Consider the following 16001-nt stretch of genomic DNA (forward strand, 5'->3'; position numbering starts at 1 on the left):
CAAATCGGTGTTCTATTTTCTATTGTATTAAGACAGGTTTCCTGGTGGGCTGTTGCTGATGCACTTTTATTTGCTCTTCAGAATGAAATCTGAGCATCGCTCACCGATCATGATTGTGGGGGCATTTGTGTTACCACTTACAATCGCTGGCATTACCGAGCAATCAGCAATTCTCAAACCTTTCAGCCCACGCAGCTTGAGCGTCGGGTCGACAACGGCCTGATCGTCCGTTCCCATACGAGCAGTGCATGAGGGATGAAACACTGTCTTCGCAAAGCGGCGACAGTGTTCTTCAAGCCCTTCGACCGTATCTCCTGCCGTACCTGGTGCCAACTCTCCGCTGAGGTGCTCAGCTAAAGCTGGAGCTTGCAAAATACGGCGACACAGGCTGACACCACGCATCAGTGTTTGTATATCTTCATCTGTCGTAAGATTGTTGGCATGCAGAACAGGCAGTGCGTCAGGATCTGGATTCCGGAGTGTCACCTGTCCGCGCGATGTCGGGCGCAGGCAACACGGATTTAGAGAAATTCCATGCTGTTGCGGTGGTGCGCGGTCAGCATCCCCCACAAGCGCCGGGACGACATGGATCTGGACATCCGGCCTGCCACTTCCGGAAGTGTCGAGAAAACCACCTGTTTCGATGACGTTTGACGCGAGCACACCAGAGCGGGTGAGTAGATAGCGGCTCATGTTTTGGACAGCTTTAAGCCCGCGATCTGCTCCGAACAGGCTTAATGGTGATTTTAGGCTGCCATAGACAGAAGCTGAAACATGATCCTGATAGTTTTTGCCAACGCCATCCAGACGATGAATGTGATTGATACCGTGCGGCACGATCGAAGATTCAGGTCCTATACCTGATAGCATTAGTATCTTCGGTGTGCCCAATCCACCAGCCGCCAGAACTACGTCTTGACGGGCAGTGTATTGAAGCACCTGTCCGTTTTGCATCCGCACTTCGACGCCATGTACCCGGTCGCCATCAACAAGCAGCCGCTGCACTTGTGCACCGGTACGAAGCGTAAGGAGCTTATTTTTTCGAACAGGCTTCAGATAGCAGACGGAGGTTGAGGCCCGGCGTCCGGCATTCGTGGTGCTCTGATAAAAGCCGACGCCTTCCTGATCTTCGCCGTTGAAATCCGGATTGAGCCGCAGTCCTGTTTGCTGCGCGGCGCGCAGAAAAGCATAACCCAGTGGATGACGATGTGCGGGATCCGATACGGTGAGAGGCCCTTTGGTACCGTGGTACTCATTATCGAACAGGCAGTTTGCTTCCGCTTTGCGAAACCACGGCAGGACATCGGCATAAGACCAGCCTTTGGCGCCATTTGCGTTCCAGTCGTCATAATCCTGCGCATCGCCGCGAATGTAGATCATCGCATTGACTGAGGATGAGCCACCAAGCGTTCGGCCTTGCGGGATGTGCATCACTCTGCCGAGCGCACCTGCTTCCGGTTCTGTTGCGTAAGGCCAGGTTCGCTTCGAGCCAATAACGCGCACGAATGTGCCTGGAATATGTACAAAAGGAGTTTTATCACTGGGACCTGCTTCAAGCAGCAGCACCGAACGGCCGGCATCCACAAGACGGCGCGTTACAACCGCACCGCCTGAACCGGCACCGATCACGATATGATCGAAGCTATCCATCAGATCAGCCATTCATCTGTGAGACAAACTTGGTGGTCAGGTAAGCCTGGATTCCCTCCGAGCCACCCTCTGAGCCATGGCCGGAATCTTTAATCCCACCAAAAGGCGTTTCCGGGGCTGCAAGGCCAAAGTGATTAAGCGAGAGCATGCCAGTTTCAATGCCGCGAACCATAGCATGAGTGCGATCATTACGGGTTGAGAAGCCGAAAGCAGCCAGACCATATGGGAGACGGTTGGCTTCTTTGATGGCTTCGTCTAATTCGGCGAAGCGATTGACGATCGCGATGGGTCCGAATGGCTCTTCGTTCATGATCCGTGCTGAAGGCGGTACATCTGCAAGAACCGTCGGTTCAAAGAAGAACCCAATATTTCCATGACGTGCGCCCCCAGTCAGAAGCTTTGCGCCCTGTGAAACTGCGTCATCAACGAGATCCTGCATCATGTCCAGTCTGCGGGCATGCGCAACCGGACCCATACCAACACCTTCGACTGTTCCAGCATCGAGCTTCAATGCTTTCGCGTGGCCGACAAAAGCCTCTGTAAAAGTGTCAAATACGGCTTCCTGAATCAGAAATCGCGTTGGAGACGCGCAGACCTGTCCCGCATTACGGAACTTAAGACCCGCACCCAGTGCGGCAGCTTTTGCAACGTTATAATCATCGCAGACGATGAAAGGTGCATGGCCACCAAGTTCCATTGTTGTACGCTTGAGATGCTTTGCAGCCAGTGCCCCAAGATGTTGGCCGACCGGAACTGATCCGGTGAAGGAAACTTTGCGAATAATTGGCGATGGGATCAGATGCTCGGAAATTTCAGCCGGAACGCCAAAAACAAGGTTCAGTACGCCTGCTGGAACGCCCGCATCCTCAAAACAACGCACCAGCGCGATGACACAGCTTGGTGTTTCTTCTGGTGCTTTGGCAATGATTGTGCAGCCCGCCGCCAGTGCGCCCGCAATCTTGCGCACAATCTGACCAATCGGGAAGTTCCACGGGCTGAAAGCTGCAACCGGACCCACCGGCTCAAGGATTACGTTCTGCATGACCTCTGGCTGGCGGGTAGGGATTACCCGCCCATAGGTGCGACGTGCTTCTTCCGCATACCATTCAATATGATCGCCTGCGCTGCCTGCTTCCATGCGCGCTTCGGATAGTGGCTTGCCCTGTTCACGCGTAATAGCCTGAGCGATTTCTTCTGAACGTTCCCGCACAAAGGATGCAGCACGCTTGAGTATAGCTGCGCGATCATAGGCAGAGGTGCGCGCCCAGTTGACAAATGCGCGGTCAGCAGCTTCGAGAGCGGCATCCAGATCTGCGATTTCAGCAAGAGAAACTTCAGCTACTTTCTCGCCAGTTGCAGGGTTAACGACAGGGAAGCGGCGTGAGCCGGAACCAGCAGTCCACTTTCCATCGATGAACATGGTCTGTGTCATTTAATGTCTCCAGACACAAAGTGAGTCATGCAGCCGTCTCAGGCTGCGTCTTGGGGGGATTTGATTTGATTTTAGACTTCGGGCAGAGGTGCGTATTCTGGTCGTGCTGGGGTGAAAACATCGATGTTGATCACCTCTTCATCCCCAACCACAACTGCGTGGTGCATGGTGTCTGAAGGGATAACAACAATGCCACCTGGCCCAAGTCGCGTGACAGTGTCGCCAATGTGGAAATCAGCGGTGCCCGAAACGATGTAAGCGATCTGTTCGTTGGTGTGTTTATGAGGCTTAGGTTCGTGACCGGGCTGCAGGCGGTGCAGAGCCAGAGTCGCTGCGTTGCCCGAAAAGGCTTTCTGTTCGACACCGGCTCGAATAGTTTTCCACTCGATTTTAGACCAGTCGATCTGATGGATGTTCATGTTATTACTCCTTGAAATTGTGAACCGTGGTCATCAGCTGGCTTGCTCCGTTGCGAAGTAGTCCCTGATCGGAACCACAGACAAAAACGGTCATGCCGCGATGGTGGAGGGCTGGAATATGGCTCGCATCGGAAACAAAAAAGCCGGATGCTTTTCCATGTCGCTTAGCGGCAGCGATAACCTGATCAATGGCTTCATGCATTTCTGGTGCATCTGCGGAACAGCCAAGCGAGTATGATAAATCCTGTGGCCCGATAAACAACACGTCCACTTCGGGTACCGCAGCAATTTCGTCGAGTGCGTCAAGCGCGCAGGCATCTTCGATCTGGGCCAGAAAGATAGTCTGGGAGTCGGACAAAGCACGGTAATCCGCAGCGCGCATGCGACCATATTCTCCTGCACGGCCTGATGGGGAAAATCCACGTCCGCGTGCGTATTTCATTGCATCAGCAACGGCACTGGCGTCGGATGCATTGCGAATATGTGGAACCATAATGCCGATACAACCCAGATCAAGTGCAGGCCATATGGCGGCTGGCGATGCGAGGGTTGCGCGGATCATAACAGGCAAGCCGACTGCACGCCCGGCCATGGCTATCTGATCCAGTGCTTCAATCCCGATGGGAGCATGCTCCTGATCTGCAATAATAAAATCGACGCCACCGAAACCGAGCAATTCGGTGACCTGTGGGCTGGGAGTTTTCTGGAACGGGCCAACCAGTAGTTCCCCGGCCATAATGCGTTCGCGCAGGATCATATGTTCCGCCCTTTGTTTACTTTTGCGTTATTGCTCATCATTTCCGGTGCGCGACGTCACACATCTCCTGATGCTTTTCCCGTGTTATCCAAAGGCGATGGAATGAAATGTCGCCAGTGCTCATCCAGTATCGGCATGTCGGCAAATCGTTTGCGCCCATCAGCCGCGCGGCCAATGACTTCCGCGATAGTCACGTCTTTGGCTTTACACCAGACGTCCAGTTCACTGACCGCATCCGAAAGAACCTGCCAACCACGCAGCATGACTTCGGAAGACATGCCGACCGCCGAAGCACCCGCCAGTACCATACGCGCAACATCATGGCCGCTTGTAGCGCCATTAATACCGATCAATGATGATGAAGGACCCATTAGAGTGCGTGTATTTGCCAGCCAGTGACAGGTCAGGGGCAGGTTCCAGAACCCCCCTATACCACCGCTTGTGCTCAATATCGGCGCCATCGTTTCCAGATCCGGAACCATTCCAAGCGCACGACCAGCCATAACAACGCTTTCTGCACCGGAGGCAAAAGCTGCCTTAGCGAGTTCTGGTACACGCTCGCTTTGGCCTGTGATCTTGATCCAGACAGGGATATCGAGTGCCTGAACCATCATTGCGGTCAGTGCGCCCACACGTTCAGGCGAAAGCTCTGTAGACACAGCGCCCTTAGCGGCCTGACTGGCATAAGGAGTGCCTATATTAAATTCCAGAACCCTAAATCCCGCAGCCTGAATCGCTTTTGCCATGGCTACTGCTGGTTCTGGCTGGGCGAGAATAAGCGAGGCTACGTAAAGACAATCATTCTGGCGCGCCAACTGATCCATTTCGACCGACTGTGCCAGCCAGTCTTCAAAGCCAAGCGGATGAAGGCCAGAGCGCGAAAGAATGGTTGCTGGTGGGGCATCAGCAGACCATGGTACGGGCAGCCAGTCAGCCCCGAGCGCAACATATTCTGCTCGGGTCAACTGGTCTTTGGCCGCCTCAGATTCATTCGTGGATTTTCCCACGACTGCCCCGGCACCACTAAGTATTGCAGATCGGATACCAGCTGCATCGATCATATGTTCACCCGGAGCGGCTATAACGGGGTTTTTAAGCGTCAGCCGACCAATACGGGTTTCGAGGCGGTTCATAATATTTCCTTCATCCCATCATACGTGGCAGTGACAGCACAACTTCAGGAACAAGCGCGATGAGTGCGAGAACGAGAATGGCGAGGCCAATCATCGGCAGAGCATGAAGTGCAATTTTTTCCATCGGTCTTCGGGTCACGCCAGCAATAACAAACAGGCATAATCCGACAGGTGGCGTTACAAAGCCGATGAGGACATTGAACACGACCATTACGCCCAGATGAACAGGGTCCATTCCCAGAGTTGTGCCGATGGCGGTCAAAGCCGGAACCGTGAGAATGAGGACGCCAATCGTGTCCAGGAACATACCTAAAATCAGCAGAATGATGTTGACCATCAACAAAATGATCAGGGGGTTGTCTGAGATTGTGGTCAGCCCTGCGACTGCTTTTTGCGGCAACTGCTCAACAGCGAAGATAAAGGCAACCACATTCGCCATTGCGATCAGCACGTAGATCGCCGCGCTGAGAATTGCTGTATTAACCAGTGCACGTTTGAGAAATGTCAGCGTTAATGCCCGGTAAATGAGACCGGACACGATCAGTGCGTAGATAGCAGCAACGGCTGCTGCTTCCGTGGGCGTAAAAATGCCGCCACGAATGCCCACAACAATGATAACTGGCAGCAGCATAACCGGAATAGCATGGATTGCTGAGCGCATGATCTCAGAAAAGCGCATTGGAGCTGCACGCGGATAATTGCGCTTTCTGGCGATGAAGATTGCGTAAGCAGATAGCACAACAGCGAGAATAATACCCGGCACAACACCAGCGATCATCAATGCCGAGATCGATGTGCCGGATAGAGCGCCATAAATGATCATCGCAATTGATGGCGGAACCAGAGGTGCCATCAGTGATGACACAGCAATCAAAGCGCCGGAATAATCAACATCATAGCCCTGACGCTTCATATCCGGCACCAATACGGTGCCAAGTGCTGCTGCATCAGCAGCCGCAGAACCCGTCACGCCGCCGAAGAGAAACGCACCCCATACAGCGGTCAATGAAAGGCCTCCGCGGAAGCGTCCGACCACCGAATTGGCAAGCCCAACCAGTTTTTTTGTCAGACCACCAACGTCCATCACGTTGCCGGCAAGTATAAACAGCGGAATGGCGAGCAGAACGAACATATCCATGCCTGCGATCATGCGCTGTGGCAGCGTGATCAGGAACCGCGTTTGTTCGGTCATAACAAAATAGCCGAGTGCACTTGCTCCCAAAACAAAGGCAATTGGCATGCCGATGAGCAGGAAGAAAAAGAAGAAACCGCCGAGCCAAATCATTCGTGCCCCTCCAGAATTTCCGTTTCCTGCACGCCAAAGATTGAACCTAGAATGATATGGATCGCCAGAAGCAGCGATCCGACAACAATTGAAATATTGACCCAGAACAGAGAAAATCCGAGCGTGGGAGAGAGCTGCAATTGTGTCTTCATTGCAAATTTCCAACCGTACCAGGCGATGAAGCCGAGAAAAGTCAGCATTCCTATTAATGATATAAAATCGCAGGCGCGGCGGATTGGGGAGGGAAGGTAATCCAGCAGAACCCGCATCCCAAGGAACTGACCGCGTGAATATGCCAGACCGGCGCCCAGCATAACGATCCAGATCATTGTCACGCGCATTAGTTCTTCAGACCAGACCAGTGAATCGCCAGCCACATAACGGAACCAGACCTGTAGGCCGCCAAGAAGTGTGACCAGCGTAATGCCTGTAAGGCAGATGCTTTCGATCACAATGACGTAGCATTGTTGCAGTCGCTTCATTTTTGCATATCCCGATGATTGGATGCGTCGAGATTACTGTGCGCCATTGATGGCTGCAGCTTCATCAGCAAAGGCTGCAATCAGCGGATCGCTTGCCTTATATTTCTCAACTAGGGGGGCAAAAACTTCGCGCATTTGCTCTGTCATTTCAGCTGAAGGCTTGACTACCGGGATATTGCGTTGCGCCAGTGTTTCAAGGACGCGTTTGTCCTGTTCCGCGACAGCCATGATTTGCGGATGAACGGTCTCTGCAACAGCATCCCGCATGGCCTTCTGCTGGGCAGCATCCAATGTTTCAAACGTATCTTTGTTGATCAGGAGGAATGAGGGCCAGAAGTAATGACCGGTCAATGTGACGCCTTTGGCGACTTCGTAGTATTTCTCGGAGTCAATTGAAGACAGGTTGATCTCTACTGCATCGAGTGCACCGGTTTCCAAAGCTGAGTAGACTTCGCCATAGGCCATTGGAGTTGGATTGGTTTCAAGTGTCTTCCAGATATCGATAAATAATGGAGTAGGTGGAACCCGTGTTTTAAGGCCTTTAAGGTCTGCCAAGGATTCAACCGGCTTGCGAACACTCAAGAAGTGACGTTGACCACCATCATAAAGCCCAAGCGCAATCATGCCGTGGTCTTCGATTTTATCCATGATTGCACGTGCGGAATCAGATACCGCCAGCTTAGCAAAACCTTCATAATCCGGGATGATCCCCGGCAACTGCAATGCGTTGACAGTTGGAATCATTGTCGCGAGAGCTGAAGAGGAATTAACGGTCATGTCGATTGTTCCCAATTCGACGCCTTCCATCAGCTCTCTCACATCACCAAGCTGCCGCGAGGGAAAAATCTCGATCTTGACATCACCGTTCGAGATTCGCTCCACCGCTTCTTTGAAACGCACGGCCGTGTCGTGATTGGGATGACTTTCAAAAACTGCGTGACCCAAACGAAGAGTAACCGGTTCTGCATACGCACTGTGTGCCATTACGCCCAACATGGCCGCCAGAAAATAGGCTTTCATTTTAATCCCTCCCAAGATTGTTCTCATATAGAGAACTCTGTTCTTAATAAAAACGACGTGCTAGCATCTGTCAACAGCAACATGGCAAACTCATGAGGTGAATTGGTAATTCGTAAGAATCAAAAATCTAAGTAAGAAGAAATCGTGTAATAAATTCAATTCGCTAGGCGGGTAGTAAAACTGGAAATAGGAGAGATCGTGACTGGAACAGACAATGTTAAGGCCGCTGAACTATGCCTGCGGATATTGGAACACGTTGCTTTCTCCCCTGAACGCGACGGCGTGACGCAGATAGCTGAGAGCTTTGGAATTGCCAAAAGTGCGGCGTTCAAACACTTGCATACGCTAATCAGTCGCGGGCTTGTTGTGCAGGATCCATCGACCAGTCGCTATCGCCTTGGCCCCAAGGCCTGGCTGATCGGGCAGCAGGCACAAAGTCTGAATGACATCACGGCGATCGCTTTACCATTTATGCTGGCAGCACGTAATGAAACTGGGTTGGCTGTTGTATTGTCGACGCCGATGCCAGCCTCTGCCTATGTTGTTCTAACCTGTCCAAGCACGCATCAGATAGAGATCGGTGTGCGCACCGGCAGCCATCTTGCATTGCATGCTTCAGCGCAGGGAAAGGTCTTTCTGGCAATGGGGGGTAGCAACCTGTCTGAGTTGAAGAAGACGTCGCTAACTCCAGTTACACCACATACAATTACCAGTTGGGACGTTCTGGAAGAAGAATTGAAGAAGGTACGTGAATACGGGTTCGCTTCTGCGCCGCAGGAGGCTTTGTTGGGTATAAACGCCATGGCTGCGCCGGTGATCAATTACGACAATAAGCTGATAGCCAGCATCGGCTTTGTAGGTTCTGTTCAGCATATTCCAGACGTGCCAGATCCTGCGCTGGTCAATCGGCTACTTCGGTTGACGAGAGATATTTCAAGTGCTTTCGGGCATGTGAATTAAAATGGCATCCCGAAAAGTGGCCGGCACTTTTCGGGTAAAGTTTCTGTTCGCTGATATGCCCGATGTCCATTTAAGCCATCATCTGCAAACGCGCTTTCGTCTAAGCGCCCTCGCTCAAATGCCCGGACACGCTTAGGCAAACTTTGCCCTGTTCAACTTCCTCACAGACCATTCTTACGCGTTGACACCGATCTGCAAAATGCGCATAAGAGAACAGAGTTCTTACAGGGAGAACAAGGTGGCCGTCTCTTGAAGGCTTCAAGATAGTATTTCCCGACCAGAGAGCCGTTGGTCATCTGCCAGATGAAAATTTTGTGTTCACGTCATGATCGCTGCGATGATTGCTTCAATCATGCGGTGAACATCAGGCAGAGTCCTGAGTGATGCTGAATAATGGGAGGAATTGGTGTGGAACACATTCGGATGAGAACAGACGAACAGGAAGCCAGAATTGCCAAGATTCTGATTGGCGCAGTGGATCCTCATGTGCATAGTGGGCCTTCGATCGCACCGCGAATGGTTGATCATCTGGAACTGGCAAAAATCTATTCAGATGCGGGCTTTATCGCAGCCGTAACCAAGGATCACGATTATGCGGGCGTTGCGACGGCTCAGTTGATCGCGAACCATTATCCTGATCTCAGGACAAAAATTTATTCAGGAATAGTGCTTAACAACGTTGTAGGCGGTCTTAACCCTTATGCCGTTGAACATACAGCCGCAATGGGCGGTAAGGTTGTGTGGATGCCAACACTTGCGGCCGAGAACCACCTGCAGTGGGAAAAGACCGGGAGTTGGGCGCACCCAGCATCGACCCAGAAGATGCGTTCAGCATCGCCGGTACCTGTTCTTGATGGGCAGAAGCAGGTTGTTGATGCACTTAAGGAAATCCTCGATATTATTGCGAAGAACAATATGACGCTTGCGAGTGGTCATATCCATGTCAGCGAAACGTGGATCGTTTTCGAGGAAGCAAAGCGCCGTGGTGTTGAGCGCCTCATCTTCACGCATCCAGAAGACGTGGTCGGTGCATCGCTGGAGGATGTGCGCGGCATTGCTGAGATGGGCGCTTACGTCGAGCACTCACTGGCTTTCTTTGTGGAAGGTTCAAAGTTCAAAACCTGCACATCTGAGGACATGAAATCACTGGTAGATACCGCTGGTATTGATAGAACGATTATATGCTCCGATCTTGGCCAGGTCGGCGTTGTTGATCCGCTGGAAGGCTTTAAACGCGGCATTAGCATTCTGATGGAGCTGGGATATTCCGATGAAGACATCCACAAGATGGTCGCAACCAATGCAGCGAAAGTGCTTGGTCTAGAAAGCTGATAGAAGAAATACCACTTTTAAAACGCCGGTCTGGTTCAATCAGGTCGGCGTTTTAACCATGTGGGTGGCTCGTAATTCGCTTTTCGATTTCGATGGCAGCATTTTTGGTGGTTTCATGCAGGAATTGAAGCCTGTCATCCTTGAAACGTGACGCAATTGCTGCAGTTGTTACCGCTCCGATCGCCTTGCCAAATGGATCGGTGATTGCGTGAGCAACGGCCCATACATCCGGCACAACATGATTTTGCGTGTGCGAATACCCTAGTGAACGTGCCGCATTAACGTCATTACGGATACGCTCGGTGGTAATGTCCGGAAAGTGTTTAAATGCTTCCTGATTTTGGCGCAGGATTTCTTCGGTCTCATCTTCCGACATGGTTGCGAGTATGGCTATACTCGCCGCACCAACGCCCAGAGGCCGCTGATCGCCCACCTGAATTGTCAAGGTCTGCACCGGATAGCTACCAAGTACACGGTCAAGGCAAATTGTATGGTTTGCACTGCGCAGTGTCAGATAGGTCGTATCGCCTGTCATGCCTGCAAGGTTAAGCAATGCATCTCTTGCAAGCTGAGCGACCGGAAAACTCCGCGTTGCCGCCATTCCGAGGAAGACCAGTTCCGGTCCCAGGCTGAAAGACTTCTGATCACGATCAGCTTCGGCAAAACCTTGCTCCACCAGTGCTTCAAGCAATCTTAATGTCGTTGGAAGGCCCAGACCAGTGAGGCGGGAAACCTGTGAAAGACGCAAGCCGGACTTATCAGCTCCCGCCAACGCTTTCAGAACTTTTGCGAAACGATCCAGACTTTGCAATATACACCCTAATATCTCACAGTTGCGTTGCGCACCACATTGTTCAGAATGTGCTGCAACGCGCCGGGTTTTATTCCGGCGCGCATGGGTGCTCTGGAATTTGAAGATCAGAGCATATTTCCATTTAAACTAGTGTGCGTTTAAGCCGCCGAGCAAGATATATTTGACTTCGGTGACTTCTTCGATGCCGAAATGAGAGCCCTCACGTCCCAGTCCTGATTGTTTTACGCCGCCAAAGGGAACGGTTTCAGCGACAAGCTGTGTCGAGTTAACCCCAACCATTCCGCTTTCCAGCTTGTCACTCAGACGAAGCGCTCTACCCAGATTGCGTGTATAAAAATAGGCGGCAAGGCCGGAAACTGAATCATTTGCCATTTGGATCAGTTCATCTTCGCTTTCAAACCGGATTAGTGCAGCAAGCGGACCAAATGTTTCTTCACGACAGACAAGCATATCCGACGAAATCTCGGTCATAACGGTCGGTTCAAAGAAGTTTCCGCCCAGTTCATGTCTCTTCCCGCCAGCTATCAGATTTGCGCCTTTTGCAAGCGCATCCTCGATATGGCGTTCGACCTTGCTGACAGCGGCAGCATTGACGAGCGGTCCTTGCGAGACCGATGTATCTAGACCATTGCCGACGGTAAACTGTGCCACACGCTCAGCCAGTCGCGCAGAAAACTGGTCATAAATTCCACTCTGAATGTAAAGGCGATTGGCGCTGACGCATGTCTGGCCCATATTACGGTATTTCACTGCCAGCGCGCCCTGAATCGCGGCATCAAGGTCAGCATCATCGAAAACGATGAAGGGCGCATTGCCACCCAGTTCCAGCGACAGTTTTTTAACGGTGGAAGCTGCCTGAGACATCAGCAATTTGCCAACGTCTGTTGATCCGGTAAAGCTGACAAGGCGGATGGCGGGGTGTGTGGTGAGGATGTTTCCGATCATTTTAGCGTCGCCGGTGACGATATTAAGAACGCCTGCTGGAATGCCCGCTTCAACTGCAAGAGATGCAAGCGCAAGCGCGATTAGTGGTGTGTCGGGAGCGGGCTTGCACACAACCGTACACCCGGCAGCAAGTGCGGGGGCGACTTTGCGCGCAATCATAGACGCAGGGAAATTCCATGGAGTGATGGCCGCACAGACACCGATAGGCTGCCTGTTGACAATGATACGCGCGTCCTCGACATGAGTAGGAATTGTTGTCCCGTAGATGCGTTTTGCTTCTTCACCAAAGAATTCTATCTGCGCGGCGCTTGCAGTAATTTCCCCCCTCGCTTCCGCAATTGGTTTGCCCTGTTCGCTAGTCAGGATCAGCGCAAGGTCGTCGATATTTTCAAGCAGAAGGTCCGACCAGTGCCGCATGATTTTGGCGCGATCCTTCGCAAGGCGATTTGACCAATCGGGAAAAGCTGCTTCGGCGGCCTCGACGGCTGCAACGATATCCTTCTGATCAAGAGACGGCGTGGCGCCGATCTGCTCGGCGGTAGCCGGATTGAAAACAGGGGTAACCGCGTCTCCGAGCCATTTTCCGTCGACAAGGCACTGGGTGCGCAACAATTGTTGGTTGGTAATCTGCATGGCCTACCTGCTTTCACTGATTGAAACTAATCATCGATATTTTTCGATAGTACGCAGCATCGACGCACAAAAGTAAAGTATATTGTTGGATTTCGCGCACTTCGGGAATACGTTGCTGGAAAAGAAGTTTCATTTGATGAAATAATTGGTGCAATCATGAGCAGTCAATTCAGGCGCAGCATTTTTCTCCAGGGTGTATCGCACCGAAACCCTATTCCGAACGCGTCTGTGGTGAGGGGGGTGTTGATGTCGAGCGTGATTAATGGCGTCGACAGCAGTACGGGTGCGACCCCGGCCACTTTGGAAGAGCAGTGCGAACTAATGTTTTACAACGCCCGCCACATTGTTGAAGCCGCAGGCGGCAATATCGGCGACATTGTTAAATTCACGATATGGCTCAAAAATCCCGATGATCGGGTCGCCCTGAATGCTGAATGGGAAAAGATGTTTCCCGATCCTTTAAACCGACCAGCACGGCATGCCCATCAGGGGCATATGCGCGCGGAATTGCTGATCCAGTGTGACATTGTCGCTATCCTCGACGCAGACTGATCCGGATGAAAAATATGTCAGATTACTTTCCTTTTGATCCCGAACCGCGCAGCCCCGAAAACAAGGCGCCTGCGGGAAGTTGCGACAGTCAGTTTCATCCTTTCGGTGATCCACTGACTTATCCTGTTCGTCAGGGTGCGGCTTATGAAATGCCGGATGCAACCATTGCGGAAGCTTTGCGGATGCACCGCGTTCTTGGAATTGAGCGGGGCGTTATCGTTCAGTCTACCACATATGGCAGCGATAACAGGATATTGCTTGATGCTCTGAAAGTCGCTGGACCAGAATATAAGGGATGTACCGTCGCTGCATCGCTATCATTAAGTGATGCAGAGATAGAGCGACTAGATTCTGCTGGTGTAAGAGGCGCGCGATTTAACTTCCTGAGTTCTGTTAATCTTGTAACATCTGCGGATAGTTTTGCTCGTTCAGTTGATCGCGCCCGGGAACTTGGCTGGTACATTAAGATACAGCCTAGCGAGAATGGCATAACAGATGCGCTATCCCAGATCAGTGACATCGATATTCCGGTTATCATAGATCATATGGGTCGACCGAATGTTGCCGAGGGCCTGGACTCCGAAACTGTACGCGCTACGGAAGAATTGCTCAAACGTGGAAATTTCTGGGTCATGCTTTCTAATGGACACAAGTTTTCTCGCAGCGGTGCGCCATGGAATGATGTTGTGCCGATTGCGCAACGTTATATTGCGGCTGCGCCGGATCGAGTGCTCTGGGCAACCGACTGGCCACATCCGCTTTCAAAAAAGCAACCGCCCAATGATGGCGACTTGTTTGATCTACTGTTTCGCTACGCGCCTGATGCAAAACAGCGTCAGAAGATTCTCGTCGACAATCCAGCAGCGCTGTTCGGCTTCAATAATGCAGATCAGGTGGCCGTATGACAGAACGTCTTCAGTTAGCCAGTGTACTTCTTGATGGCCGCGAAACATTTGGCGCTGTAACGCCGAATGGTTTCATCGATCTTGGTAATCGCTACCCTGAACTTGGTGACCTTGGACGCCTGATTGCGTCTTCGGGCCTTGGTAAGTTGCGCGGCAAGCTATCGGGTTTGACTATTGACCACTCTCTCGCTGAATTATCCTATCTTATTCCGCTTGCCAGACCGCAGAAGATTATCTGCGTCGGTGTGAATTATCCGGATCGGAATGAGGAATACAAAGATGGACAGTCTGCCCCTATCAACCCTTCGTTGTTTGTTCGCTTTCCCGGTTCATTTGTTGGTCATGGTGAACTGGTGATGCGACCAACCGTTTCGCAACAGCTTGATTATGAGGGCGAACTGGCGCTCGTGATCGGCAAGAGCGGCCGTCATATTGCTGAGCGTGATGCGCTTTCCCACATTGCTGCAATTACCCTTTGCAATGAAGGCACAGTTCGTGACTGGGTGAGGCATGCGAAGTTCAATGTCACGCAGGGCAAGAACTTTGATCGCAGCGGTGCAATGGGTCCATGGCTTATTCCATTCGATCACGAGGATCAGATCGCAGATATTCGGCTGATTACACGTGTCAATGGAGAGTTGCGGCAGGATGATCGCACCAGTCGTATGACATTCAGTTTCCGAAAGCTGATTGCCTATATCTCCACGTTCACGACGCTGGTTCCCGGCGATATTATCGTAACGGGTACACCCACGGGCGCCGGCGCTCGCTTTGATCCGCCGGTGTGGCTGAAGCCCGGAGACCTCGTTGAAGTCGAGGCTGAGGGTGTCGGAATTCTAGCTAATCGAGTGACGGATGAGGAGTCTTGTACATGATGACCCGCGAGCAGATTGAGAACTGCGTCCAAAACCTCGCCCATGCTGAAAAAGCGCGGATACAGACAGGTCTGATCAGTCTCGCAAACCCATCTATGACAATGGATGATGCCTATGCCATTCAGGCAGAATGGATGCGGCAGAAATATGCGCAGGGTCGACAGGTCATTGGCCGCAAGATCGGTCTGACATCCAAGGCGATGCAATCTGCTCTAAATATTGATATTCCGGATTCAGGCATACTGCTTGACGATATGATGTTTGAAGATGGCGGTGTCGTACCCGCAGGACGCTTTATACAGCCGCGCGTTGAGGCAGAAATTGCCTTCATTATGAAGGATGGATTGCGAGGGCCTAATGTGACAGCCATCGACGTCCTCAATGCGACGGCCTTCTTGCAGCCCGCACTTGAAATCCTCGATACGCGCATTGTGCGTGTCGATTATCAGACAAGACAAACTCGCAATGTGTTCGACACCATTGCGGACAATGCTGCAAATGCGGGTATTGTGCTCGGTGGGCGTTGCGTGAAGCCTCTTGATGTGGATATGCGCTGGATAGGCGCGATTGTTTCCAGAAACGGTGCCGTTGAAGAAACGGGGCTCGGAGCGGGCGTTCTAAATAATCCTGCGACTGCGGTAGCCTGGCTGGCAAACCGTCTGGCGCAAGTGGGTGAAGCAATATTGCCTGAGGAAATTATACTTTCGGGTTCGTTCATTCGTCCTATCGAGGCGCTACCCGGTTCAACGTTTTTTGCCGATTACGGCAGTCTCGGCACAGTGAGCTGCCACTTTCAATCGGTGTGAA

At 51.9% G+C, this 16001-nt stretch carries 16 protein-coding genes; 6 read left to right on the forward strand and 10 right to left on the reverse strand.

Annotated features, from left to right (window positions below; genetic code table 11):
• Positions 1-66: 66 nt before the first annotated feature.
• The 8 genes from KMS41_20250 to KMS41_20285 form a co-directional block, all read right to left on the reverse strand.
• Positions 67-1650, reverse strand: a complete 1584-nt coding sequence (locus tag KMS41_20250) for a GMC family oxidoreductase N-terminal domain-containing protein (GenBank protein ID QWK80902.1) — start codon at positions 1648-1650, stop codon at positions 67-69.
• Positions 1651-1654: 4 nt separating this feature from the next.
• Positions 1655-3082 carry an NAD-dependent succinate-semialdehyde dehydrogenase gene (locus KMS41_20255; GenBank protein QWK80903.1) on the reverse strand — a complete coding sequence of 476 codons (1428 nt, stop codon included), beginning with the start codon at positions 3080-3082 and terminating at the stop codon, positions 1655-1657.
• Positions 3083-3153: 71 nt separating this feature from the next.
• Positions 3154-3501, reverse strand: a complete 348-nt coding sequence (locus KMS41_20260) for a cupin domain-containing protein (protein ID QWK80904.1) — start codon at positions 3499-3501, stop codon at positions 3154-3156.
• Positions 3502-3505: 4 nt separating this feature from the next.
• Entirely contained in the window at positions 3506-4258 is a 753-nt protein-coding gene (locus KMS41_20265; protein QWK80905.1) for an aldolase, read from the reverse strand.
• Positions 4259-4314: 56 nt separating this feature from the next.
• Positions 4315-5391, reverse strand: a complete 1077-nt coding sequence (locus KMS41_20270) for a hypothetical protein (GenBank protein ID QWK80906.1) — start codon at positions 5389-5391, stop codon at positions 4315-4317.
• A gap of 10 nt (positions 5392-5401) precedes the next feature.
• Positions 5402-6676 carry a TRAP transporter large permease gene (locus tag KMS41_20275; GenBank protein ID QWK80907.1) on the reverse strand — a complete coding sequence of 425 codons (1275 nt, stop codon included), beginning with the start codon at positions 6674-6676 and terminating at the stop codon, positions 5402-5404.
• Positions 6673-7158 carry a TRAP transporter small permease gene (locus tag KMS41_20280; protein QWK80908.1) on the reverse strand — a complete coding sequence of 162 codons (486 nt, stop codon included), beginning with the start codon at positions 7156-7158 and terminating at the stop codon, positions 6673-6675. The genes KMS41_20275 and KMS41_20280 overlap by 4 nt, the downstream gene beginning before the upstream one ends.
• Positions 7159-7191: 33 nt before the next feature.
• Positions 7192-8178: a TRAP transporter substrate-binding protein gene (locus tag KMS41_20285; protein QWK80909.1), complete on the reverse strand. Its 987-nt coding sequence runs from the start codon at positions 8176-8178 to the stop codon at positions 7192-7194.
• A gap of 198 nt (positions 8179-8376) precedes the next feature.
• Here KMS41_20285 and KMS41_20290 point away from each other — a divergent pair, with 198 nt between their 5' ends.
• Together KMS41_20290 and KMS41_20295 are read left to right on the forward strand one after the other, a co-directional pair.
• Complete coding sequence (locus tag KMS41_20290; GenBank protein QWK80910.1) at positions 8377-9138, forward strand: IclR family transcriptional regulator; 762 nt, start codon at positions 8377-8379, stop codon at positions 9136-9138.
• 417 nt (positions 9139-9555) lie between these two features.
• On the forward strand, positions 9556-10470 hold the full coding sequence (locus KMS41_20295) for a hypothetical protein (GenBank protein ID QWK81133.1): 915 nt from the start codon (positions 9556-9558) through the stop codon (positions 10468-10470).
• A gap of 52 nt (positions 10471-10522) precedes the next feature.
• Here KMS41_20295 and KMS41_20300 read toward each other — a convergent pair whose 3' ends face one another.
• Positions 10523-11281, reverse strand: a complete 759-nt coding sequence (locus KMS41_20300) for an IclR family transcriptional regulator (protein QWK80911.1) — start codon at positions 11279-11281, stop codon at positions 10523-10525.
• Between the two features lie 129 nt (positions 11282-11410).
• A complete protein-coding gene (locus KMS41_20305) occupies positions 11411-12862 on the reverse strand; it encodes an NAD-dependent succinate-semialdehyde dehydrogenase (protein ID QWK80912.1) in 1452 nt (483 codons plus the stop codon).
• Between the two features lie 156 nt (positions 12863-13018).
• Here KMS41_20305 and KMS41_20310 point away from each other — a divergent pair, with 156 nt between their 5' ends.
• Genes KMS41_20310 through hpaH form a run of 4 tightly spaced genes read left to right on the forward strand, consistent with a single transcriptional unit; the run spans position 13019 to position 16000 of the window.
• On the forward strand, positions 13019-13414 hold the full coding sequence (locus KMS41_20310) for a RidA family protein (protein ID QWK80913.1): 396 nt from the start codon (positions 13019-13021) through the stop codon (positions 13412-13414).
• Between the two features lie 14 nt (positions 13415-13428).
• The gene (locus KMS41_20315; protein QWK80914.1) at positions 13429-14319 is read left to right on the forward strand and encodes an amidohydrolase family protein; all 891 of its coding nucleotides are present in this window, start codon (positions 13429-13431) and stop codon (positions 14317-14319) included.
• Positions 14316-15194, forward strand: coding sequence for a fumarylacetoacetate hydrolase family protein (locus tag KMS41_20320; GenBank protein QWK80915.1), 879 nt, complete (start codon positions 14316-14318; stop codon positions 15192-15194). Before KMS41_20315 ends, KMS41_20320 begins: the two co-directional genes overlap by 4 nt.
• Positions 15191-16000 carry a 2-oxo-hepta-3-ene-1,7-dioic acid hydratase gene (hpaH, locus tag KMS41_20325; GenBank protein ID QWK80916.1) on the forward strand — a complete coding sequence of 270 codons (810 nt, stop codon included), beginning with the start codon at positions 15191-15193 and terminating at the stop codon, positions 15998-16000. The genes KMS41_20320 and hpaH overlap by 4 nt, the downstream gene beginning before the upstream one ends.
• The last annotated feature ends 1 nt before the right edge of the window (position 16001 follow it).

Origin of the sequence: Ochrobactrum sp. BTU1 (genome assembly GCA_018798825.1) — a bacterium.
GTDB lineage: Bacteria > Pseudomonadota > Alphaproteobacteria > Rhizobiales > Rhizobiaceae > Brucella.